Below are 22,246 nucleotides of genomic sequence, written 5' to 3' on the forward strand. Positions count from 1 at the left end.
GCCAGAATTTGTATTGAATAGGAAGCCAAACCAATGGCTGAAACTGACATTGCTATGCCAGAGTCAACACCAGTTGATTCACGCCCAGCATTTGCAATCGTAGAAGAGCTCAAAAATAAATTTGGTGAGAACTTCTACGTGCAGGCGACTTTTGAAGAGTTTCCAACAGTCTGGGTTGAGCGCGCACGCGTGCAAGAAGTCCTTATGTTCTTACGTAAAGTAGAACGTCCTTATGTCATGCTATTTGACTTATCTGCGATGGATGAGCGTTTACGTGTTCATCGTGATGGTTTACCTGCATCTGACTTCACTGTGTTTTATCATTTACTTTCACTTGAGCGTAATAGTGATATTCGTGTCAAAGTGGCTTTGAATGAAAATGATTTAAACCTTCCAACGGCGACTAACATTTGGCCAAATGCGAACTGGTATGAGCGTGAAGCTTACGATATGTTCGGGATCAATTTCGAAGGGCATCCAATGCTGCGTCGTATCTTGTTACCAACGTATTGGGAAGGTCATCCATTGCGTAAAGAATATTCTGCCCGTGCGACAGAATATACGCCGTATATGCAAGACCAAGCTAAGCAAGACTTCGAACAAGAACATCTACGTTTTGTACCAGAAGACTGGGGTCTAACACGCGGCAACGCTGATGAAGACTTCATGTTCCTGAACTTAGGTCCTAACCATCCATCTGCGCACGGTGCATTCCGTGTGGTTCTACAGTTGGACGGTGAAGAAGTGAAAGACTGTGTGCCTGATATTGGTTATCACCACCGTGGTGTGGAAAAGATGGCTGAACGTCAAACATGGCATTCTTTCATTCCTTATACTGACCGCGTGGACTACTTGGGTGGTTGTGCTCAGAACATGCCGTATGTGATGGCTGTAGAGCAAATGGCAGGAATCAAAGTTCCTGAACGTGCCCAAGTGATTCGGGTCATGTTGAACGAATTGTTCCGTATCAATAACCACTTATTATTCTGTGGTACGGCGATTCAGGATGCGGGTGGTATGACGCCAGTATTCTATATGTTCGCAGATCGTCAAAAAGTCTATGACATCGTTGAGGCGATTACGGGATACCGTATGCACCCTGCATGGTTCCGTATCGGTGGTACGGCGCATGATCTTCCAAATAACTGGCAAAAACTGGTTAAAGAGTTATTGGAGTGGATGCCAAAACGTTTGAACGAGTACTACACCGCAGCACTTAAAAACTCAGTATTTATTGGTCGTACCCGCAACGTTGCGCAATACGATGCAAAATCTGCGTTGGCTTGGGGTGTGACAGGTACAGGTTTACGTGCGACAGGTATTGATTTTGATGTACGTAAATATCGTCCATACAGTGGTTATGAAAACTTCGATTTTGATGTGCCGCTCGAATATGAAGGCGATGCGTACGCGCGTGTTCTGGTTCACTTCCGTGAAATTACCGAGTCACTGAAAATTATTCAACAGTGCTTGGATAATATGCCTTCTGGCCCATATAAAGCGGATCATCCACTGGCTGTTCCACCACCAAAAGACAAGACATTACAAGATATTGAAACTTTGATTACGCACTTCTTGAGCGTGTCATGGGGTCCTGTAATGCCAGCAGGTGAAGCATCGTTTATGACTGAAGTAGTGAAAGGTGCAAGTACCTATTATCTCACGTCTGATAAGTCGACGATGAGCTACCGTACTCGTATCCGTACGCCAACATTCACTCACTTACAGCAAATGCCTTCAGTGATTAATGGTAGCTTGGTCTCTGATTTGATCATCTATTTGGCGACCATTGACGTGGTTATGGCTGACGTGGATCGCTAGGGGTAAACGATAATGATGATTTTGACTGATAAAAAACCTCGTGTGAATATTGAAGGGATTTTGACTGCTGAAGAAATCCATGACATTGAACATCACATTGATCACTATCCGTACCCACGTGCTGCATCACTTGATGCGCTCAAGTGTGTACAACGCCGTAATGGTTGGGTAGATGATGCTCAAATGAATGCGATTGCGCAATTGTTGAGTATGAGTGTGGCTGATTTGGAAGGTGTAGCAACGTTCTATAACCGCATTTATCGCCAGCCTGTAGGCCGTCATGTGATTTTATTGTGTGACTCTATTGCTTGCTTCTTAATGGGTGCAGAAACTTTGGCAGAGGCTTTCCAGCGTGAGTTGGGAATCCAATATGGACAAACCACAGCAGATGGTCGTTTTACCTTGCTGCCAATTTGTTGTTTAGGCAACTGTGACAAAGGTCCAACTTTAATGATTGATGAAGATACCCACGGTTTAGTGGATGTGTCATCAGTCAAACAGTTATTGGAGAAGTATGTATGAATACTGAACCAAAACCAATCTATGGCGACGGTAACCCAGAAACACATCCATTGACTTGGCGTTTGAGCAAGCAAGAGCATGTTCGTGCTGCTGATGATTATGAAGCGCTTGAAGGTTATGCAGGCTTTAAAAAAGCACTCAGTATGTCACCAAAAGATGTATTGGAAGTGGTCAAAGCTGCAACCGTAAAAGGTCGTGGTGGTGCAGGTTTCCCAGCAGGAATTAAATGGTCATTAATGGCACCGAATGATGGTGGTCCACGTTATTTGATCTGTAATGCCGATGAAATGGAACCGGGTACTTTTAAAGACCGTTTGCTGATGGAAAAGCTTCCGCATCAATTGATTGAAGGGATGCTGATCGCAGGTTATACCCTAGAAGCGACACATGGCTATATCTTCATTCGCGGTGAGTATGTTGAAGCAGCTCAATACTTAAATGAAGCATTAGAGCAAATCCGTGCCAAAGGTTACTTGGGGGAAAATATCCTAGGGACTGGCTGGAACTTTGAGATGCACGTGCATACAGGCGCAGGTCGTTATATCTGTGGTGAAGAAACTGCATTGATTAACTCGCTTGAAGGTCGTCGTGCCAACCCGCGTACTAAACCACCATTTCCACAGGTGGCGGGCGCATGGGGTCGTCCGACGATTGTCAATAACGTTGAGACCTACAATAACTTGCCAGCGATTATGCTGCGTGGTCCTGAATGGTATATCAATCTTTCTGCGCATAAATCCAAAGACCCTGGCACCAAGATTTATGGTGCATCAGGTAAAGTGAAATTCCCTGGACTTTGGGAGCTTCCATTCGGTACGACTGCGCGTGAAGTGATTGAGGAGCATGCAGGTGGTATGCGTGATGGTTTAACCCTGAAAGCATGGTTACCGGGTGGTGCATCAACAGACTTCTTGGCTGCTGAGCACATTGACCTACCAATGGATGCTGAAAGCATTATGAAGGCGGGTTCTCGTTTAGGAACGTGCTTGCTAATGGTGGTTGATGAAACCCAATGTATGGTTTCAGCGACCCGTAATTTAGAAGAATTCTTTGCGCGTGAATCTTGTGGTTTTTGTACACCATGTCGTGATGGTCTACCTTGGGCTGTTAAAGCACTGAAAGCACTTGAAGATGGTAAAGGGAAGATGGAAGACATTCAACATCTGTCTGAACTCACTAAAAAGTTGTGGATCGGTAAGACTTTCTGTGCCCATGCACCGGGTGCGATGGAGCCGCTGATGGGCGCATTAAAATATTTCCGCCATGAGTTTGAAGCAAAGGTTAAAACCCATGCTCCAGCTCTTGACGTAGAACAAGCTTAAGGAATTCGACTATGGCTACAATTCATGTCGATGGAAAATCGTACGAAGTCAATGGTTCTGAGAACTTGCTACAAGCATGTTTATCTCTCGGACTTGATATTCCGTATTTTTGTTGGCACCCATCCTTAGGTTCAGTTGGTTCTTGTCGTCAATGTGCGGTGACTCAGTATGCAAATCCTGAGGACACACGTGGACGTTTAGTGATGTCATGTATGACACCTGCGACCGACAATACCTATATTTCAATTGAAGACAAAGAAGCAACCGAGTTTCGTGCATCGATCGTTGAATTTTTAATGACCAACCACCCACACGACTGTCCAGTCTGTGAAGAAGGTGGGCACTGTCATTTACAAGATATGACGGTGATGACACAGCACGATCGTCGTCGCTACCGCTTTACCAAGCGCACCCATCATAATCAAGAATTGGGTTCGTTTATTGCGCATGAGATGAATCGTTGTATCGCTTGCTACCGTTGTGTACGTTATTACAAGGATTATGCTGGCGGTACAGACTTTGGTGTGTATGCCAATGCATCACGTGTGTATTTCGGACGTCCAGAATCAGGAACCTTAGAGTCTGAATTCTCTGGTAACTTGACTGAAGTCTGCCCAACGGGTGTATTTACCGATAAGACCCATTCTGCACGTTATAACCGTAAATGGGACATGCAGTACGCACCAAGCGTCTGTTTTGGCTGTTCTTCAGGTTGTAACATTTCACCGGGTGAGCGTTATGGCGAAATCCGTCGTGTCGAAAACCGTTTCAATGGTGAAGTGAATCAATACTTCCTATGTGATAAAGGGCGTTTCGGTACTGGCTATGTCAACCGTGAAGATCGTCCTCGTCAACCACAGTTCCGCAATGGTGACACTGTTGCAACCGTGACTGTAGATCAGGCACTTGATCAAGTGATTGGTCAACTTCAAGGCAAGAAAGTGTTAGGAATTGGTTCGCCACGCGCAAGCTTGGAATCAAACTACGCTCTTCGTGAATTGGTTGGACAAGACAACTATTCAACAGGAATGTCGCAAAAAGAGCAAAATCTAGTTGAATTGGCTGCGTCAATCATGCAAACACAGGGTATTCATAACCCGAACATGCGTGAAATTGAAAGCTATGATGCAGTATTGATCTTGGGTGAAGACTTAACGCAAACTGCGCCACGTATGGCTTTATCTGTTCGCCAAGCTGCGAAAAATAAAGCCAAAGAAATGGCGGCCAAGACACGTACACCAGATTGGTTGGCTGAGCCTGTTCAACGTATTGGTCAAGATGCAAAATCTCCAATCTATATCCTTGCTGCAACACAAACGCGTTTAGCGGATGTGGCAACGGGTGAAGTGGTTGCATCGCCAAATGACATCGCGCGTTTAGGTTTCGCGGTTGCGGCTGCGGTTAAAGGTGAAGTACTTACAGGTCTTGCTGATGATGCAAAAGCATTTGCGCAAACCATAGCTGATACCTTGAAAGCAGCGACCAAGCCATTGATTATCTCTGGTACCAGTTTGCAAGATCCTGCAATCATGGAAGCGGCAGCACAAGTTGCTCAAAACTTGGGTGGAAATGCAGGTTTATCCTTGACAGTGCCTGAAGTGAACTCAATGGGCTTGGCATTGTTTGGTGGTTTAAGTTTAGAACAAGCCTTTGCACAAGATTTCGGTGCGGTTGTGATTGTTGAGAATGATTTAACACGTCGTTTACCTGTTGCACAAGTCAAAGCTGGGTTAGATAAAGCTGAAGCAGTGATCGTACTTGACCACAGCGAAACTGAAACCTTGAAATTGGCGGATATCGTCCTTTCAGCAGCAAGTTTTGCTGAGGGTGATGGTACGGTGGTCAGTCAAGAAGGTCGCGCACAACGTTTCTATCAAGTCTATGACCCAAGCTACTACAAACCTGATTATGCGATTAAAGAATCATGGCGCTGGTTACATGCCATTGAAACGGGCATGAAAGGTAAAGTGGTTGACTGGACGTTACTTGATGATGTGATTGATGACATTGTTAAAAATGTTCCAGTACTTGAAGCGATTCAAGATGTTGCACCAGATGCAGGCTATCGTGTTCATGGTTTGAAAATCGCACGTGAACCACGTCGTTATTCGGGTCGTACTGCGATGCGAGCAGGAATTTCTGTGCATGAACCAAAACAACCGACTGATCTAGACTCAGCATTGACCTACTCGATGGAAGGTTATGTTGGAACACAGAATGCGTCATCGTTGGTTCCATTTGCGTGGGCTGCAGGTTGGAACTCACCACAAGCTTGGAACAAATACCAAGATGAAGTGGGTGGTCACTTAAAAGGTGGTGATTCAGGTGTTCGATTATTTGATCGTTTAGCCAAGCGTCCAGCACGTAGCTATGTTGCACCGACAGCAGTTGTTGTGAATCCTGAAAGTTTCCGTCTCGTACCAATGCACCATATTTTTGGTTCTGGTGAGTTCACGATTAAAACGCCTGCGATGGAATCTCGTATTCCTGAAGCGATGTTTGCAGTGGCTGAACAAGATGCGACACGTTTAAATGTTCAAGATGGTCAACGTATTACGGTTAAGGCGGGTGAAACCAGCATTAGCTTACCTGTACAAGTGATTGAATATTTACCAACGGGTTATATTGGTTATCCAATTGGTTTAGCACCAACCGTTTCATTGGCTGAGCCTGTGTCTGTGGCAGTAGGAGTGTAATTCATGAATCAAGAATTTATACGTCAAACGCCACTTTGGGCTGAGCAATGGCCAATCGCTTATTCAGTGATTCAAGCGATTGTCATTTTGCTGGTTGTGGTGCTGGTCGCGGCATTGATGTCGTTTATTGAACGTCGTCTTTTGGCGCTCTGGCAAGACCGCTATGGTCCAAACCGTGTTGGTCCAGGTGGTATGTTCCAGATCGTTGCCGACATGCTCAAGATCATGTTTAAAGAAGACTGGACACCAAAGTTTGCAGATAAGTTAACCTTCCGTTTAGCACCAGCAGTTGCGATGGCAACTGCGGTTCTTTCCTTCATGGTTATTCCTGTGAGTCCGATGTTGGGCGTAGCAGATATGAGTATCGGTCTATTGTTCTTTATGGCAATGGCGGGTATTGCAGTCTATGCCGTGTTATTTGGTGGTTGGGCATCGAATAACAAATACTCATTATTAGGCGGTTTACGTTCTGCGGCTCAAACCATTTCTTATGAAGTGTTCTTGGGTATCTCGTTGATGGGTGTGGTTGCGATTGCAGGCTCATTTAACCTTCGTGAAATCGTTGAAGCACAACGTGATATGTGGTTCATCATTCCACAATTCTTAGGTTTCTTGATCTTTGTGGTTGCAGGCGTTGCAGTGACGCATCGTCATCCATTTGACCAACCTGAAGCCGAGCAAGAATTGGCTGAGGGTTACCATGTTGAATATGGTGGGATGAAGTGGGGGATGTTCTTCGTTGCTGAATATGTCAACGTGGTGCTGATCTCTGCTTTGATCGTGACTTTATTCTTCGGTGGATGGCTTGCACCATTTAACTTAGAAATTCCATTTGTTCCACCAGTATTCTGGTTCATTATCAAAACAGCATTCTTTGTGATGATGTTTGTCTTGGCTCGTGGCTCGTTAATGCGTCCGCGTTATGACCAAGTAATGAATTTTGGTTGGAAAGTTTGTTTGCCATTGGCGTTGGTCAACTTGTTGGTGACTGGTGCTGTGATTCTGATGAATCAGGCCTAGGACAGCAGGGAGTACAAAATGTATAAAATTCTAGCTGGATTCGGATCGATTGTACGTTCGTTGTGGATGGTGTTTAGCCATGTAACGCGTAAACGTGACACGATTTTATATCCAGAAGTACCAGCAGAACAAATTGTGCCTCCACGCTTTCGTGGTCGTATTGTATTGACGCGTGATCCAGATGGTGAAGAGCGTTGTGTAGCATGTAACTTATGTGCGGTTGCATGTCCTGTGGGCTGTATTTCATTACAAAAAGCGGAAAAAGAAGATGGACGTTGGTATCCAGAATTTTTCCGTATTAACTTCTCTCGCTGCATCTTCTGCGGTATGTGTGAAGAAGCTTGCCCAACAACTGCGATTCAAATGACCCCAGATTTCGAATTGGGTGAATATGTACGTCAAGATTTGGTTTACGAGAAAGAAAACTTATTGATTTCTGGGCCGGGTAAATACCCTGACTATAACTTCTACCGTGTTGCTGGTATGGCGATTGATGGTAAAGGCAAAGGTCAAGCACAAAAAGAAAGTGCGCCAGTTGATGTACGGAGCTTATTACCATGATGTGGCCATTTTATTTGATGGCACTTGTGGCCATTGTTTCGACTATTCGTGTTGTGACTAATACGAATCCTGTACATGCACTTTTAAGTTTGATCGTGTCACTACTTGCGGTTGCAGGTATTTTCCTGATCGTCGGTGCGCCATTCGCTGCTGCGCTTGAGATCATCGTTTATGCAGGCGCGATCATGGTCTTGTTCGTGTTTGTGGTCATGATGTTAAATCTTGGTCAAGACACCGTTGAACAAGAAAGTAAGTGGTTGAGCTCTGATGCTTGGGCATTTCCCGCATTGATGAGTTTTCTCATGGGCTTGCTTTTAGTCTGGATGCTGGGTAGCGACTATACGACTTCGGGTGCAGTGATGGGGCGTGAAGTGGTGGGTCCTAAAGCAGTAGGACAAGCATTATTTACGCATTATCTATTATTGGTAGAAGTTGCCGCGATGTTATTGCTTGCAGCGTTAGTTGCAGCATTCCACCTAGGCAAACGTGAACCAGGTGCAGAAGAGGATAAAGAATAATGGGACACATCCCTTTAGAACATGGTTTGATTGTCGCAACCATCCTTTTTGCACTGGGTTTTTACGGTGTAATGGTGCGACGCAACCTATTATTTATGTTAATGAGCCTTGAAGTGATGATGAATGCCGCTGCATTGGCATTCGTCTTAGCGGGTAGCGTTTGGGCGCAACCAGATGGACAAGTCATGTTCATCTTGATCTTGACCCTTGCAGCAGCAGAGGCGTGTATCGGTCTTGCGATCGTTCTTCAGTTCTATCATCGCTTCCATCATTTGGATGTAGATGCTGCTAGTGAGATGCGCGGATGAGTACATTATATTTAACCGTTTTATTCCCGCTCATTGGTTTTATCCTTTTAGCGGCAGGACGTAACAAACTTTCTGAAAATGTAGCCGCAATTATTGGCGTGGGTTCAGTTGGTCTATCTGCTTTATTTGCATTAATTGCAGGTCTTGCATTTAGCAATAGTGGTGAGACAGTCTTTATTCAACATTTGTGGACATGGTTCAGTGTTGGTGGTTTTGAACCAGGGATTAGTTTACAACTTGATGGTCTTTCATTGCTGATGATGGGAATGGTGACAGGGGTTGGTTTCCTGATCCACATTTTTGCATCTTGGTATATGCGCGGTGAAGAAGACTATGCACGCTTCTTTTCTTATTTCAACTTATTCGTTGCCAGCATGTTGTTGTTGGTACTGGGCGATAACTTAGCGTTATTGTTCTTAGGTTGGGAAGGTGTAGGTCTGTGCTCATACTTGCTGATTGGTTTCTATTATTCAAACCCAGCCAATGGTTGGGCGGCGATCAAGGCATTTACCGTAACGCGTGTGGGTGATGTATTTTTACTGATCGCATTGTTCTTGCTCTATCAACAGTTTGGTACTTTGAATATCCAGTACATTGTTGAAAATGCAGCAGCGGTGATGACGCAAAGCTCTTCATTGTCGATCTGGACAGCATTGATGTTGTTCTTGGGTGCAGCAGGGAAGTCAGCGCAAATTCCACTCCAAACGTGGTTAGCGGATGCGATGGCGGGCCCTACACCAGTTTCTGCATTGATCCACGCAGCGACCATGGTTACAGCAGGTGTGTACTTGTGCTGCCGTATGTTCTCTGTGATGGAAATGGCACCAGAAGTGATGCAATTCATTTCGATTACAGGTGCGGTGACATTGCTGGTGGCTGGTTTTGCAGCATTGGTTCAAACCGATATCAAACGTATCTTGGCTTACTCAACTATGAGTCAGCTCGGTTATATGTTTATGGCGGTGGGTGCTGAAGCATACCAAGCTGGTTTGTTCCACATGTTGACGCATGCATTCTTTAAAGCGTTATTGTTCTTGTCTTCTGGTGCGGTTATTTTGGCCTACCATCATGAGCAAAACATTTTCAAGATGGGCGGCTTGTTCAAGCATAACAAATTCTTATTTGCCTGTTTTGCGATTGGTGGTGGTGCACTAGCTGCAATCCCATTTATCACCGTCGGTTTCTTCTCTAAAGATGCGATTTTATGGCAAGTTTGGGCACATGGTCACACTACAGGTATTGAGACTTATGGCTCATTATTCTGGGTGGGTGTTGCTGGTGCATTCTTAACCTCTATTTATACTTTCCGTTTGATTTGGATTGTATTCTTTGGTGAAGAAAAGACCCCATATCACGAAATCAAAGGTGCGACTTACTGGGCGCCGCTTGCAATTTTGGCTGTACTTTCAACTGGTGTTGGTGCTTTGTTGCAAGGTCCAGTACAAGGGCTGTTAAATACCGCGGGTATCCCTGCATTTGTGATGACGGATGCGCTAGCACATTTACAGCATGCAGTTGAATTAAAAGCGGTTGGTATTGCGCTGGCTGGTTTAGTAGTTGGTATTGTGCTGTTTGTCTTTGCCTATGGTGCAGTCAAATCTTTTGCTCAAACATCGCTGGGTTCAGGTTTAGCACACATCTGCCGTACTGCATTTGGTTTCGATGCTTTATATAACATTGTATTTGTAAAACCTTATTTATTGATTGCGAAAATTTTAGGTCGTGATCCAGTAGATGGTTTGTGGCTGGTACTTCCTGCGATCGTGCAAGGTGGTAATAGCTTTACAAGTTCGCGTCAAACAGGTTCATTACGTGAATACGCATCAAGCATGTCACTTGGTATCGTGGTGCTATTGATGGTCTTGATCGTTATTGAGGTTGTGGGGAAATAAAATGGAAAATAATTTAATTTTACCCGCACTGATTTTAGTTCCTTTCATTGCTGGTTTTATTTGTTGGTTGGTAGATAAATTCGACCAACATTTACCGCGCTGGATTGCCTTGATTGGTATGTTGATTACCTTCGGTCTAGGTATCGCACTTTGGCAAAATGGTGATTTTGTCTATAAGTTAGGTAGTCAAACGCCATCTTGGGCTGCGGAGTTCTACCTTCCTTGGATTCAGACCTTAGGTATTAGTATTCATCTTGCAGTAGATGGCTTGTCTCTCTTGATGGTGCTACTGACTGCATTACTGGGTGTACTTGCTGTTGGCTGTTCATGGGGCGAGATTCAGAAAAACGTTGGTTTCTTCCACTTAAACCTCCTTTGGAGTTTAGGTGGGGTTATCGGTGTCTTCCTTGCAATTGACTTATTCTTGTTCTTCTTCTTCTGGGAGATGATGCTTGTACCAATCTATTTCTTGATTGCGTTATGGGGTCATAAAGGCTCGAATGGTCGTTCACGTGTTTATGCTGCTACCAAGTTTTTCTTGTACACACAAATCGCTGGTTTGATCATGTTGATCGGTATCGTAGGACTTGTTGTCTATGGATACACGATGACAGGCATGATTGGATTCGATTACAACTATCTTATGGCTGTAGCGCACCGTTTACCGCCAGAAGTTGCTTATGCATTTATGTTGTGTTTCTTCATCGGTTTTGCGGTAAAACTTCCTGTATTTCCATTACACGGTTGGTTGCCAGATGCGCATGCGCAAGCACCAACAGCGGGTTCTGTGGACTTGGCAGGGATTTTGATTAAAACTGCAGCGTACGGTTTGCTTCGTTTTGTGATTCCATTCTTCCCAGCAGCATCAGCACAATTTGCTGATATCGCGATCATTTTGGGTCTAATTGGTATTTTCTACGGCGCATTCTTGGCGTATCAGCAAACAGATATGAAACGCTTACTTGCGTATACGTCTATTTCACACATGGGTTTCATTTTACTTGCCATCTATGCAGGTAACATTCTGACCTTCCAAGGCTTAATGATTATGATGCTGGCGCATGGCTTGTCATCAGCTGCATTGTTCATCATGTCGGGTCAAGTGTATGAACGTTTACATACCCGTGACTTGCGCTTAATGGGCGGTCTTCGTGGTCAACTACAATATTTGCCATTCTTCTTGATGTTCTTCGTTGCGGCACTTGTTGGTGTACCTGGACTAGGTAACTTTATTGGTGAATTCCTGATTTTAATGGGTTCATTCAAAGCCTATCCAACCTTCACGATTATGGCTGCGGTGAGTTTAGTATTTGCTGGTCTTTATGGTTTGATCTTGATTCACAAAGCCTTATTCGGTGAACCAAATCCTGAACAAAAGCAACATTACACAAGCCCACTCAAAGATTTATCGGCGCGTGAAGTCAGCATTTTGATGATTTGCGCGATTGGTTTGGTTTGGTTAGGTATTTACCCTCAAACATTCTTGGATGTATCTCATTCGAGTATGCAATGGATCGTAAATAGTTATATGCCAGTACAAGAAGTTGTCGAAACTGTTCAGCAGGCTGCAACTCAACTTGAACATGTGGAGATGCAATAAATCATGAACTTCACACTTTCTTTTTCTGAGCTTATGCCGCTTGCGCCTGTGATGATTGTGGCATTGACTGCAATCGTAGTGATGTTATTGATTGCGATTAAACGCCATCATAACCTTATTGCAACAACCTCGGTGGTAGGTTTAAATCTCGCGGCAATCTTGATTGTATACACCATGTTTACTGGAAGCTTTATTCCTGTAAATGTAATGGGCATGTTTATGGTTGATCCATTTACCATGCTCTATCAATTTTTGATTTTGATTGCAGCTCTGGCGTGTTGTACTTTGTCTCATGCTTATATTGAGACTTATAAAGACAACCGTGAAGAGTTGTATATCCTGTTACTGACTTCAGTAGCGGGTGCAATGTTGATGGTGGCAAGTTCGCACTATGCTGCATTCTTCATTAGTCTTGAGCTCATGTCGATTCCGATTTATGGCATGTTGGCGTATACCTATCAACGTAGTCAGTCTTTGGAAGCAGGGATTAAATACCTCGTACTTTCTGCGACCGCATCTGCGATGTTATTGATGGGTATGGCATATATCTATGCTTATACAGGTTCATTGTCATTCTATGATTCAGTTCAGAATTTATTCGCTGTCATTGATCAGCCAATGGTCTTATTGGGCTTAGCATTAATTATCTTTGCTGTGGCATTCAAACTCTCGCTTGCTCCATTCCACAAATGGACGCCTGACGTGTATGCAGGTGCTCCAGCACCAATGGCAACTTTCTTGGCCACTGTCGCTAAAGTTGCAACAATCGGTTTATTTGTCCGTTACTTACTCACTTCTGGTGCAATCCTAGATCAAGGTTTAATTACGGTTTTAACCATCCTTGCAGTATTGTCAATTGTGGTCGGTAACTTACTCGCTGTACGTCAAGTGAACCTGAAGCGTATCTTGGGTTATTCATCGATTGCGCACTTTGGTTATTTGTTGATTGCTTTAATCAGCATGACTTATGCAAGTCTAGGTAGCGTAACGGTTTATGTGATTACTTATGTACTCACTACAATCGGTGCCTTTGGTGTTGTGGCGTTGATGTCAAGTCCATATAACAATGTGGATGAAGCACAAAGTCTTGCAGACTATCGTGGTTTGTTCTGGCGTCGTCCGATTTTGACTGCTGCTTTAACTGTGATGATGTTGTCTTTGGCAGGTATTCCATTAACAGCAGGCTTTATTGGTAAATTCCTTGTCGTGTTAGCTGCAGTTACAACTCAGCACTGGTTCTTGGCTGCGATGATTGTAGTCGGTAGTGGTATCGGTTTGTATTATTACCTCCGTGTGATGGTAGTGATGTATATGACACCACCTGATGTACCGCGTATTGATGCTGATGCCCATTGGGGTCAACAAGTCGGTGGGATCATGGTTCTCGGCGCTGCATTACTGGTATTGTTCTTGGGTATTTATCCAGATCCGATGATTAACTTGGCATTGAAAGCAGAAATTCTTTCTCCATTGCATTTTATGTTATCTCAACAGCAGTAATGATCTGATTTGTACAAAAAAGCCTCCAAAATTGGGGGCTTTTTTATTGAAGAGTAAAAAAACACTTTATAATAGCCAAAGATTAATATGTTTTAGGTACATGCTTGTGTCCATTCAAGAAATTCATCATCCACTTATTCGCCATAAACTTGGTTTATTGCGTCGTTCAGACATTAGTACCAAGAACTTTCGCGAATTGGCGCAAGAAGTTACGATGTTATTAACTTATGAAGCTACTAAAGACCTACCAATGGTTGATCATGACATTGATGGTTGGGCTGGGACGGTCTCAACGCAACGTATTGCGGGGAAGAAAATTACCATTGTTCCAATTTTACGTGCGGGTATTGGGATGTTAGAAGGTGTACTCAGCCTGATTCCAAGTGCAAAAGTTAGTGTATTGGGTCTAGAGCGTGATGATGAAACGTTAGAAGTTCGCACCTATTATAAAAAGTTGGTGCCAGATGTTGCCAATCGTTTAGCCATGATCATTGATCCCATGTTGGCAACAGGAAACTCTTTGATTGCTGCAATCGATGTCTTAAAAGCAAGTGGTTGTAAAGATATTCGAGTCATGATCTTAGTTGCTGCACCTGAAGGTGTTGCAAAAGTGGAAGCAGCCCATCCTGATGTACGTATTTATACGGCTTCGATTGATCAAGGATTAAATGCTGAAGGCTATATCGTTCCTGGTTTGGGCGATGCAGGTGACAAGATTTTTGGTAGTGTTCAAAAAGATTAATTTTTGAAATACAGATAAAAAGAGGCTGCATTCACCCGTAAAATCTTTATGGGCGGATCAACAGTCTCTTTTTTTATATATACTGTGACTAATAGCGTTTAAAGAATAGGGTGAAGTTAATGAAGCAAGAGTTCTATCAAGGAAAAATTAAACAATACAATCCAGACAAAGGGTTTGGCTTTATTGCAACGGCTGAAGGAGATGTGTTTTTTCATATTTCAGAATATCCAACAGACGGTGAGCCGAAAAGAAATGAAAAAGTGAAATTTGTGGTAATTGAAAATGATGGAAAATATAAAGCCACAAAAATTGAGCGCGTTGATCCAAACCCTGCCAAAACTAGAAAAACTAAAATACTGGCGCATAATGAATCGATCACAACAGATTTGTTGTCAAATTTTCGACGCTAATGATTTAGTTTTTTGTGCTGATCGGTTCAGACTTCGTTTTGAATATACTGATAAAAGAGGCTTTTTAGCCTCATTTTTATTAGAATATAGTCACTATAAAAATAGAGTATTAATGATGTTTCTTGAGGGAGAAATTAAAAAATATAATACCGAACGCGGTTTTGGTTTTATTGAAGTAGACGGAAATCAATCGGATATTTTCTTCCACATTACTGATTTCCCCAAAGCTGCTGGAGAGCCAAAACTTGGAGAGAGGATCAAGTTTCTCATTGTTGAAGATAAGGGAAAGTTTAAAGCTGTAAATATCGTTCGCTTAGATTTAAAGACAGCAGCGTTAGGCAATTCAACTGTTCAAAATGAGCCAGCTCAGAAGTTAGTAGCTCGACCTCATTCTCAATCAAATAAGAACGGGATAACTTTTATGATAGTGGGATTGATTGTGATCTCGATATTAGCGGGATTAGTCTTCCAAAAATATCAGTCCTATCAACAATCGCAAAAAATAAAAACAGCTCAGCTTATTGAAGAGCAAAAGAGAATTATTGAAGAACAACGAAAAGCGATAGGGGATTTACCAGAAGTAAAGTTCACAGAAAAATCGCAGAAAGCACTAATGTCCTTGGGAAATAATAATGATCTAACTCAAAATTATCAATCGGCACAAACAAACACAGTGAACAGCGAATTTAGCTGTGATGGACGTAAACATTGTTCTCAAATGAGATCTTATGAAGAGGCTGTATTCTTTTTAAGGAACTGTCCAAATACCGAAATGGATGGCGATGGAGATGGCATTCCATGCGAGCGGCAATTTGGACGATAACAAGATTAGATCAAGTCTGATTTTCGCAGAACTGTAAAAAAGCTTTTAAGCCAGGTCCTTGATATTTTTGACGATGTACCAGCATGTAGAGTGGGCGAGTCAATTGCCAATATGGTGTTTCTAAAATAACCAATTGACCTTTTTCAAGCAATGGTTCAATCGCAAGTTTAGAAATACACGACATCCCTAAACCACCTGCAACGATTTTTAAAATCGCTTCGTTGTGACCGAGGGTTAAACGAATATTGGCATCGGGTAAGTCTTGCAAGATTGCGTTATCAAACACTTCTCGTGTGCCTGAGCCTTCTTCACGTAAAATCCATTCGACATCAAGAAAATCTGCTTGTGTGATTGGGCGATTTAACTGAGCTAAAGGATGATCAGGTGCACAACACACCGCCAGTTCATCATTACGCCAATGAATGCATTGCAGTGAAGGTAGATGACAAGAACCTTCAATTAATGCTAAATCGAGCTGAAACTGATTAACCGCTTCAATCATTTGGCGTGTATTGCCCACTTGTAGTTGTAGGTGCGCTTGTGGGTGACGCTTTAAAAAATCTGCCATGAGATCAGGCATTAAATAATCACTGATGGTCAGGGTAGCACCTAAGCGTAAATCAATGCTTTGTAGCTCGCCCTTCGCTGCTTGTTCAAAGGATTCACAGCGACCTAATATTTCCAAAGCTTGTGGAAGTAAAAATCTTCCTAAATCATTAAGTTGTAATCGTTTGCCTAAACGGTCAAATAAAGGTGCGCCGAGACCGTCTTCTAAATCAGCTAAAGCCATGCTCGCCGCACTTTGTGTGAGTCGGACAGCATCACTGGCTTTGGTTACCGTTCCCTCTTGAGCGACCGCCACGAAAACTGCCAATTGGCGTAATGTCATGCGCATGTTAAAAGCCTTAACGTGTTGAGGGTCTCGTCACATTTAACTGACCCTAGAGTATTCATCAATAATCAGATCATGCTACCATGAGCGCACTGTTTCGTGCCACGTTCAAATCATGTCAATTGAAAAATTTAGCGTAGAAAAAGTTTTATCGGTACAGCGTTGGACCAGCAACCTTTTTAGTTTCACAATGACTCGACCAGCACACTTTAAATTTACTGCAGGGCAGTTTGCTCGGATTGGTTTAATGGTCGGTGATGAGCTAGTCATTCGTGCCTATTCCGTGGTGTCTTCGCCATATGATGAAACCTTAGAGTTCTTTTCGATTGTGGTACCCGATGGGGCATTTACCTCAAACTTACAGCACCTAAAAGTTGGTGATGAACTTTATCTCGAAAAAATATCTTATGGGTATCTAACACTGGCTCGCTATCAACAGCCATTGCCACAAGATTTATGGTTGTTGGCTACGGGAACAGGTTTAGCGCCATTTCTTTCTATGTTGCAAGACTTTGAAACGTGGAACAAATATCAGAAAATTACCTTGGTTTACAGTGTCCGAACTGAGTCTGAGTTGGCGTATATCGAGCGTATTCAGGAGATTGCGGAACTGTTTGGTGAGGGGCATTCCGGGTTTAAATTTGTACCGATTATCACCCGCGATCCAAATGCAGCGTTACATGATCGTTTGCCAGTATTGATTGCAAATGGGGACTTAGAAAAGGCTGTAGGACTGTCATTCAATCCTGCCAGCAGTCATGTGATGTTATGTGGCAACCCACAAATGGTCGATGACACCAAAGAAGCATTAAAGCAGCGTGGTCTCATTATGAATCGGCGTGGTGTGGGAAATATTGCGGTAGAGAATTATTGGTAATGAGGAGCGATTGTAGCTCCGCAAGGCGATTGTAGCGGCGCTAGGGGGCGATGAAAACAGTGTGCAGGAGTGGGAGAGGATATATTTTAATGAACAAACATATCCATAAATTCGCGGATTTCTTGAATTGCGGTCTCAACATCTGTAGATAGCCAAGTCGGTTCGAAAATCCCCGTATAATGCTCTAAACGATCTTGTGGGACGACTAAGCGTACAGGGCAATCTTCTTCCAATAAACGCCAAGGTAAAATCGGAACTTCATTATCTAAGAAAGGCTGTACATTGCGAATGTCGACAATCATCGCGTTGATGCAATCAGGTAATGGCATCACAGAAAGCTCTTCTGTTCGACGTCGAAAATATTCCAAATCCCCCCATTTTAGGATATAGCTCGGCTTATTGAACTCAATAATTCCAATCAAATGTTCGTCGCGTGTATGGTGCAAAAAGCATTGATGTGTGACATCAGTGTCTAATTCAAGAGAAACGCGCTGTTGGCTATAGGACATAAAGCAGAATATTAAAGAAACGAGAAGACATATTATAGCTTACTTTTATCGCATTCTAAAATCGCATATATTTTAAACAAGACTTCAAACAATATAAAGTAGAGTTCTGCAAACAAGACAACGATAGTCCGATGTTTCTTCACACAATGCAACATTGAGTACTGCTAAGATGAAAGTCAAATAAGTAATAACAAGAGGGCTAGCTGCGATGCATGATTTTAGTAAGCCAAAACCACATGTAGAAAGTAAAGAAGATACAGCGCGTAAACGGAAACTACCTGTCTATATGCTCATTATTGTTGGGATCTTTCTGATCGCGCTGCTTGTGTTTATGCTCGCTGACCATTCAGCCAAACCAACTGCACAGGTGATTATGCCTTATTTGCAGTCGTTGCTACTGAATGCGTAGAGCATTATTTAAGACCATATTCGATGAATAGTTGAGTAACCAAAGCCCTTTGATATAAATCAAGGGGTTTTTTGCAAACTATTACATGTTTTTTGTTGTATTAGTGATGCGGTTCATTGATTGGGAAATAGACAAAAACTAAGGTTGAAGCATCCATAAACTATGTGCTTGCTTATAAAGTGATCATGATTGGATCGTACAAAATGTAAAAACACGACATGACATAAGGATAACAACATGAATGATTTTTTTAGAGATCCCTCCCAACGTGGAGGATTCGATGCAATGTATTATTGGGATCAATTTCAGCCGATTTTAGCTGCAATTGCGATCCTGCTAATCGGGTGGATTATTGCATTGGTCATTGCGGCAGGTGTAAAGAAATTACTGCAAAAACTTGATACCAATAATAGATTGTCATCTGCTACAGGCAGTACACCGAATATTGAGGGTATTGTTTCCAAAATTGTATTTTGGTTCATTATGATCCTTGCTGTTGTTGGGGCATTAAACGTGCTCAATATCAATAGTATTAGCGATCCGTTTAGTAATATGGTGGGCAGTGTCTTACTGTTTATACCGCATCTTATCGCTGCGATTGTTGTTGGTGGACTGGGTTGGCTTATTGCCAGTTTAGTACGAACGGGCATCACGCGTGTACTTGCACGAACTGAGCTTGATGAAAAGCTAAGTGGTGAAGTTGGTGTTGGTTCGCTGAGCAGCAACATTGGTGAAATTATATACTGGTTGATTTTATTACTTTTCTTACCGATTGTTTTATCTATCTTAGGTTTAACAGGTTTACTTATTCCTGTGCAGAACATGGTGAACGAAGCAATTGCTTATTTACCAAGTCTATTTATTACTGGTGTGATCATTTTTGTAGGCTATATCCTTGCAAAAATCGTTCGTGGAATTGTGGAAGGCTTGGTCAGCAGTGTGGGTCTACAAGCACAAGCTGAAAAAGTGGGGTTATTTAAAAATTCAAGTGTTGGTAAATTTTTAGGCTCTTTTGTTTTTGCTGTGATCATGATTACGACATTGATCATTGCATTTGAGGCATTAGGGGTAGATGCAATTTCTCAACCTGCAACAGCAATGCTCAATGACATTATGTTGGCAATACCACAAATCATTGCGGCGATATTGATTCTAATAGTTGCATACGTGGTTTCTCGTTTTGTCGGACGTTTAGTTGCTGAACTCATTTCAGGGGCAGGTGTTGATGAAGTTCCAATGAAGCTGGATGTGCAGCGTTTCCTTGGACAAACACGTGTTTCTGATGTGGTTGGCTATTTGATCGTATTCTTTACCATGTTATTTGCGGTATCAGAAGCTGCAAATCGACTTGGATTGGAACAGGTTAGTGTACTGATTGCGATGTTCATCCAGTTTGGTGCAAGTATCTTGCTCGGTGCTGTGATTCTAGTGATTGGTTTCTGGCTAGCAAATGTCGTTGCGAATGTTGTGCAGCGTGGCGAATATAACTGTTCACGCTGGTTGGGTACGCTGGTTCGTATCTTGATTATGGGCTTAGTCATTGCAATGGGCTTAAAAGCAATGGGTATTGCAGACTCGATTGTGAATTTGGCATTCGGTTTAACGCTTGGTTCGGTCGCTGTTGCATTTGCACTGGCATTCGGATTGGGTGGTCGTCAACCTGCTGAACGTTTACTGGGTGATTTGCTCGATAAAGCAAAAGCTGATGCGAAACAACCAAATCCTTTGCATAAAAACGAGACTGTTTCACCAAATACGGTTCAACCGACACCGCCATCTCCACCACATTCGGATGAATAGAAAAAATAATCTTTGATTTTTTTTGCCAATTCGACCACTCTTAGCGAGTGGTCGTTTTACTTATATATGAATAAAAAAATTTATAGGAGAATGAAATGAAGAAGCCAAATCGAGTATTCGCGCCGATTATTATTGCAGGGATCACTGTAGGTTTTTTGGCGAGTGCTTATAAATTTGTCTTTTCGAAATCAAATGCTGAAAAAGAACAATCAAGCTCAAACGCACGTAAGGCATCTTCTTCAGAAGCAGAAAAGACTTCAGAGCATCGTTGACGTTCTGAGCCAGCTCTCGATTGATGTCGTGGTTTAGACAAATTGGGCGGCAGCTTGTGCTGATGACCATGCCCATTGGAAGTTATATCCTCCTAAGTGTCCCGTTACATCAAGCACCTCACCAATAAAATATAAGCCCTTCTGTTTTTTACTTTCCATGGTTTTCGATGAGACTTCGCTGGTATCTACACCACCGAGGGTGACTTCGGCTGTACGATAACCTTCAGTTCCAGAAGGCTTGACTGAAAATGCATGCAATTGTGCTGCGATTTGTTCAAGTTGTAGATCACTGATATTGCCAATCGCCGTTTCGCTTTGCTCAGCCCAAATCAATTGTTGTAATTCGAGTACGATACTTTTGGCGGTGAATTCATTGAGTAGAGTGCGTAATAAAACTTTAGGCTGTGTTTTTTTCTTATCTTTAAAGAATTGATTGAAATCTTGGCTTGGGAAAAAATCAATGTTAAAACGTTCACCGATATGCCAGTAATTTGAAAGCTGTAATGAGCTTGGCCCACTTAAACCTCGATGGGTAAACAATAATGCTTCAGTAAATTGATGGCGATCATTGCTCAAACTTACATCCAAGGCATTACCGCTTAAGCGAGTGGTCACTTCTTTAAACTGATCTGAAAAAGTAAATGGAACTAACCCTGCGCGAGTTGCGAAGACGTGATGACCGAATTGTTGTGCAAGTTCATAACCAAAACCTGAACCGCCTAAGGTTGGAATGGATAATCCACCTGTCGCAACAACTAAGGATTCACATTGAAAGGTACCTTGATTGGTGTCGATAACAAAGCCAGATTCTTTTTGTGCCTTCACACTTTGAACCTCACAATGCGTTTCAATGTCGACTTGTTTGGTTTTTGCACATTCTGCAAGTAACATTTCCAAAATCTCTTTTGCACCTTTCGTGGTGAAAAGTTGTCCGTGTTTGCGCTCTTCATATTCGATACCATACTCACAAACCAAACCGATGAAATCCCAATTGGTGTAGCGTGATAGCGCAGAAATAACGAAATGTGGATTTTCAGAAAGAAAGTTTTTAGGTTCAACATCTAGGTTGGTGAAGTTACATTTACCACCACCCGACATTAAAATCTTTTTACCGACTTTATTGGCTTTTTCGAGTACCACAACCGAGCGGCCACGTTTGCCTGCTTCAGCAGCCAACATCAAGCCCGATGCGCCTGCACCTAAAACAACTACATCAACTTGATGAACCATGAGTATTACTCGGTAGACGAAAAGCGGGCGATTATAAAAGATTTAAACAAATTTTAATATGTAGAGTGCTTGACTAGAAAAAATGTTTTTACTGCAAGGTATGTTATAAACATAACTTTAAATAAAAGGGCAATATAATGAATGATAAAACAATTTTAGGTCATAACCAGCCAGAAAACCAAGATCAATTGAAACAATATACACTCATTATTTATGTATTATATGCTGTGAGCATCATTGTTGGCTTAACCTGTATTGCTGCAATCATTATGAATTATATCAAACGTGATGAAGTACAAGGCACATGGCTTGCTAGTCATTTTGAATGGCAAATAAAAACCTTTTGGGTCACTTTGATTGCAGGTGTGATTGGATTTGTATTGTCTTTTATCTTGATTGGCATTCCAATTCTATTGGCAGCGACGATTTGGTTTATTTATCGTATTGTGAAAGGATTGATTGTATTCAATGATAACAAGCCAATAGGCGATGGTTGGTTCTAATAACAGTGTGAAAGCGATG

The 22,246-nt window shown here is 42.5% G+C and carries 22 protein-coding genes; 19 read left to right on the forward strand and 3 right to left on the reverse strand.

Annotation, left to right across the window (positions count from 1 at the left end; all coding sequences use genetic code 11):
- Positions 1-33: 33 nt before the first annotated feature.
- The 14 genes from nuoC to EAH57_RS11110 all read left to right on the forward strand — a co-directional run bounded on the left by nuoC (position 34) and on the right by EAH57_RS11110 (position 15,735).
- A complete protein-coding gene (gene nuoC / locus EAH57_RS11045; RefSeq protein WP_004669858.1) occupies positions 34-1,821 on the forward strand; it encodes an NADH-quinone oxidoreductase subunit C/D in 1,788 nt (595 codons plus the stop codon).
- Positions 1,822-1,833: 12 nt separating this feature from the next.
- Positions 1,834-2,343, forward strand: a complete 510-nt coding sequence (nuoE, locus tag EAH57_RS11050) for an NADH-quinone oxidoreductase subunit NuoE (protein WP_121930102.1) — start codon at positions 1,834-1,836, stop codon at positions 2,341-2,343.
- Positions 2,340-3,665, forward strand: a complete 1,326-nt coding sequence (gene nuoF, locus EAH57_RS11055) for an NADH-quinone oxidoreductase subunit NuoF (protein ID WP_121930103.1) — start codon at positions 2,340-2,342, stop codon at positions 3,663-3,665. Before nuoE ends, nuoF begins: the two co-directional genes overlap by 4 nt.
- An 11-nt stretch (positions 3,666-3,676) precedes the next feature.
- Positions 3,677-6,361, forward strand: a complete 2,685-nt coding sequence (gene nuoG, locus EAH57_RS11060; RefSeq protein ID WP_121930104.1) for an NADH-quinone oxidoreductase subunit NuoG — start codon at positions 3,677-3,679, stop codon at positions 6,359-6,361.
- A gap of 3 nt (positions 6,362-6,364) precedes the next feature.
- On the forward strand, positions 6,365-7,381 hold the full coding sequence (gene nuoH / locus EAH57_RS11065) for an NADH-quinone oxidoreductase subunit NuoH (RefSeq protein ID WP_121930105.1): 1,017 nt from the start codon (positions 6,365-6,367) through the stop codon (positions 7,379-7,381).
- 18 nt (positions 7,382-7,399) lie between these two features.
- The gene (gene nuoI, locus EAH57_RS11070) at positions 7,400-7,942 is read left to right on the forward strand and encodes an NADH-quinone oxidoreductase subunit NuoI (protein ID WP_121930106.1); all 543 of its coding nucleotides are present in this window, start codon (positions 7,400-7,402) and stop codon (positions 7,940-7,942) included.
- Positions 7,942-8,460, forward strand: coding sequence for an NADH-quinone oxidoreductase subunit J (gene nuoJ, locus EAH57_RS11075; RefSeq protein ID WP_171065302.1), 519 nt, complete (start codon positions 7,942-7,944; stop codon positions 8,458-8,460). Before nuoI ends, nuoJ begins: the two co-directional genes overlap by 1 nt.
- Positions 8,460-8,768, forward strand: a complete 309-nt coding sequence (gene nuoK / locus EAH57_RS11080) for an NADH-quinone oxidoreductase subunit NuoK (protein ID WP_004638057.1) — start codon at positions 8,460-8,462, stop codon at positions 8,766-8,768. The genes nuoJ and nuoK overlap by 1 nt, the downstream gene beginning before the upstream one ends.
- Positions 8,765-10,660: an NADH-quinone oxidoreductase subunit L gene (gene nuoL, locus EAH57_RS11085; protein WP_121930107.1), complete on the forward strand. Its 1,896-nt coding sequence runs from the start codon at positions 8,765-8,767 to the stop codon at positions 10,658-10,660. Before nuoK ends, nuoL begins: the two co-directional genes overlap by 4 nt.
- 1 nt (position 10,661) lies before the next feature.
- Positions 10,662-12,260, forward strand: coding sequence for an NADH-quinone oxidoreductase subunit M (gene nuoM, locus EAH57_RS11090; protein WP_121930108.1), 1,599 nt, complete (start codon positions 10,662-10,664; stop codon positions 12,258-12,260).
- 3 nt (positions 12,261-12,263) lie between these two features.
- A complete protein-coding gene (nuoN, locus tag EAH57_RS11095) occupies positions 12,264-13,760 on the forward strand; it encodes an NADH-quinone oxidoreductase subunit NuoN (RefSeq protein WP_121930109.1) in 1,497 nt (498 codons plus the stop codon).
- A gap of 106 nt (positions 13,761-13,866) precedes the next feature.
- Positions 13,867-14,502 carry a uracil phosphoribosyltransferase gene (gene upp / locus EAH57_RS11100; RefSeq protein WP_121930189.1) on the forward strand — a complete coding sequence of 212 codons (636 nt, stop codon included), beginning with the start codon at positions 13,867-13,869 and terminating at the stop codon, positions 14,500-14,502.
- Positions 14,503-14,621: 119 nt separating this feature from the next.
- On the forward strand, positions 14,622-14,912 hold the full coding sequence (locus EAH57_RS11105; protein WP_004669869.1) for a cold shock domain-containing protein: 291 nt from the start codon (positions 14,622-14,624) through the stop codon (positions 14,910-14,912).
- Positions 14,913-15,027: 115 nt separating this feature from the next.
- Positions 15,028-15,735, forward strand: coding sequence for a cold shock domain-containing protein (locus EAH57_RS11110; RefSeq protein WP_121930190.1), 708 nt, complete (start codon positions 15,028-15,030; stop codon positions 15,733-15,735).
- Between the two features lie 10 nt (positions 15,736-15,745).
- On the opposite strand, the gene gigC is transcribed toward EAH57_RS11110, so the two are convergent.
- Complete coding sequence (gene gigC, locus EAH57_RS11115; RefSeq protein ID WP_121930110.1) at positions 15,746-16,630, reverse strand: LysR family transcriptional regulator GigC; 885 nt, start codon at positions 16,628-16,630, stop codon at positions 15,746-15,748.
- Positions 16,631-16,742: 112 nt separating this feature from the next.
- Between gigC and EAH57_RS11120 the strand changes: the two genes are divergently transcribed.
- Complete coding sequence (locus EAH57_RS11120) at positions 16,743-17,504, forward strand: ferredoxin--NADP reductase (protein ID WP_121930111.1); 762 nt, start codon at positions 16,743-16,745, stop codon at positions 17,502-17,504.
- 86 nt (positions 17,505-17,590) lie between these two features.
- On the opposite strand, the gene EAH57_RS11125 is transcribed toward EAH57_RS11120, so the two are convergent.
- Complete coding sequence (locus EAH57_RS11125; RefSeq protein ID WP_121930112.1) at positions 17,591-18,013, reverse strand: hypothetical protein; 423 nt, start codon at positions 18,011-18,013, stop codon at positions 17,591-17,593.
- Positions 18,014-18,221: 208 nt separating this feature from the next.
- Here EAH57_RS11125 and EAH57_RS11130 point away from each other — a divergent pair, with 208 nt between their 5' ends.
- The 3 genes from EAH57_RS11130 (at position 18,222) to EAH57_RS15975 (ending at position 20,494) form a co-directional block, all read left to right on the forward strand.
- Positions 18,222-18,422 carry a hypothetical protein gene (locus tag EAH57_RS11130; RefSeq protein WP_121930113.1) on the forward strand — a complete coding sequence of 67 codons (201 nt, stop codon included), beginning with the start codon at positions 18,222-18,224 and terminating at the stop codon, positions 18,420-18,422.
- 237 nt (positions 18,423-18,659) lie between these two features.
- Positions 18,660-20,222 carry a mechanosensitive ion channel gene (locus EAH57_RS11135; protein ID WP_121930114.1) on the forward strand — a complete coding sequence of 521 codons (1,563 nt, stop codon included), beginning with the start codon at positions 18,660-18,662 and terminating at the stop codon, positions 20,220-20,222.
- A gap of 95 nt (positions 20,223-20,317) precedes the next feature.
- On the forward strand, positions 20,318-20,494 hold the full coding sequence (locus EAH57_RS15975) for a hypothetical protein (protein WP_171407441.1): 177 nt from the start codon (positions 20,318-20,320) through the stop codon (positions 20,492-20,494).
- Positions 20,495-20,527: 33 nt separating this feature from the next.
- On the opposite strand, the gene EAH57_RS11140 is transcribed toward EAH57_RS15975, so the two are convergent.
- A complete protein-coding gene (locus tag EAH57_RS11140; protein WP_121930115.1) occupies positions 20,528-21,724 on the reverse strand; it encodes an NAD(P)/FAD-dependent oxidoreductase in 1,197 nt (398 codons plus the stop codon).
- A 137-nt stretch (positions 21,725-21,861) separates the two neighbouring features.
- On the opposite strand from EAH57_RS11140, the gene EAH57_RS11145 reads away from it, so the two are divergent.
- Positions 21,862-22,227, forward strand: coding sequence for a DUF4870 family protein (locus tag EAH57_RS11145; RefSeq protein ID WP_004669878.1), 366 nt, complete (start codon positions 21,862-21,864; stop codon positions 22,225-22,227).
- Positions 22,228-22,246: the final 19 nt, after the last annotated feature.

Source organism: Acinetobacter sp. 2JN-4, from assembly GCF_003687745.1.
GTDB lineage: Bacteria > Pseudomonadota > Gammaproteobacteria > Pseudomonadales > Moraxellaceae > Acinetobacter > Acinetobacter halotolerans.

What these genes read in the sequence shown, in the direction of transcription:
- nuoJ (WP_171065302.1), top strand. Translation starts at nt 7,942, where the DNA reads ATGTGGCCATTTTATTTGATGGCACTTGTGGCCATTGTTTCGACTATT.
- EAH57_RS11140 (WP_121930115.1), bottom strand. Translation starts at nt 21,724, where the DNA reads ATGGTTCATCAAGTTGATGTAGTTGTTTTAGGTGCAGGCGCATCGGGC.
- EAH57_RS11130 (WP_121930113.1), top strand. Translation starts at nt 18,222, where the DNA reads ATGCATGATTTTAGTAAGCCAAAACCACATGTAGAAAGTAAAGAAGAT.
- nuoI (WP_121930106.1), top strand. Translation starts at nt 7,400, where the DNA reads ATGTATAAAATTCTAGCTGGATTCGGATCGATTGTACGTTCGTTGTGG.
- EAH57_RS11120 (WP_121930111.1), top strand. Translation starts at nt 16,743, where the DNA reads ATGTCAATTGAAAAATTTAGCGTAGAAAAAGTTTTATCGGTACAGCGT.
- nuoH (WP_121930105.1), top strand. Translation starts at nt 6,365, where the DNA reads ATGAATCAAGAATTTATACGTCAAACGCCACTTTGGGCTGAGCAATGG.
- nuoE (WP_121930102.1), top strand. Translation starts at nt 1,834, where the DNA reads ATGATGATTTTGACTGATAAAAAACCTCGTGTGAATATTGAAGGGATT.
- EAH57_RS11105 (WP_004669869.1), top strand. Translation starts at nt 14,622, where the DNA reads ATGAAGCAAGAGTTCTATCAAGGAAAAATTAAACAATACAATCCAGAC.
- nuoM (WP_121930108.1), top strand. Translation starts at nt 10,662, where the DNA reads ATGGAAAATAATTTAATTTTACCCGCACTGATTTTAGTTCCTTTCATT.
- EAH57_RS11125 (WP_121930112.1), bottom strand. Translation starts at nt 18,013, where the DNA reads ATGTCCTATAGCCAACAGCGCGTTTCTCTTGAATTAGACACTGATGTC.
- EAH57_RS11145 (WP_004669878.1), top strand. Translation starts at nt 21,862, where the DNA reads ATGAATGATAAAACAATTTTAGGTCATAACCAGCCAGAAAACCAAGAT.
- nuoC (WP_004669858.1), top strand. Translation starts at nt 34, where the DNA reads ATGGCTGAAACTGACATTGCTATGCCAGAGTCAACACCAGTTGATTCA.
- nuoG (WP_121930104.1), top strand. Translation starts at nt 3,677, where the DNA reads ATGGCTACAATTCATGTCGATGGAAAATCGTACGAAGTCAATGGTTCT.
- EAH57_RS15975 (WP_171407441.1), top strand. Translation starts at nt 20,318, where the DNA reads ATGAAGAAGCCAAATCGAGTATTCGCGCCGATTATTATTGCAGGGATC.
- EAH57_RS11110 (WP_121930190.1), top strand. Translation starts at nt 15,028, where the DNA reads ATGTTTCTTGAGGGAGAAATTAAAAAATATAATACCGAACGCGGTTTT.
- nuoL (WP_121930107.1), top strand. Translation starts at nt 8,765, where the DNA reads ATGAGTACATTATATTTAACCGTTTTATTCCCGCTCATTGGTTTTATC.
- EAH57_RS11135 (WP_121930114.1), top strand. Translation starts at nt 18,660, where the DNA reads ATGAATGATTTTTTTAGAGATCCCTCCCAACGTGGAGGATTCGATGCA.
- nuoK (WP_004638057.1), top strand. Translation starts at nt 8,460, where the DNA reads ATGGGACACATCCCTTTAGAACATGGTTTGATTGTCGCAACCATCCTT.
- gigC (WP_121930110.1), bottom strand. Translation starts at nt 16,630, where the DNA reads ATGCGCATGACATTACGCCAATTGGCAGTTTTCGTGGCGGTCGCTCAA.
- nuoF (WP_121930103.1), top strand. Translation starts at nt 2,340, where the DNA reads ATGAATACTGAACCAAAACCAATCTATGGCGACGGTAACCCAGAAACA.
- nuoN (WP_121930109.1), top strand. Translation starts at nt 12,264, where the DNA reads ATGAACTTCACACTTTCTTTTTCTGAGCTTATGCCGCTTGCGCCTGTG.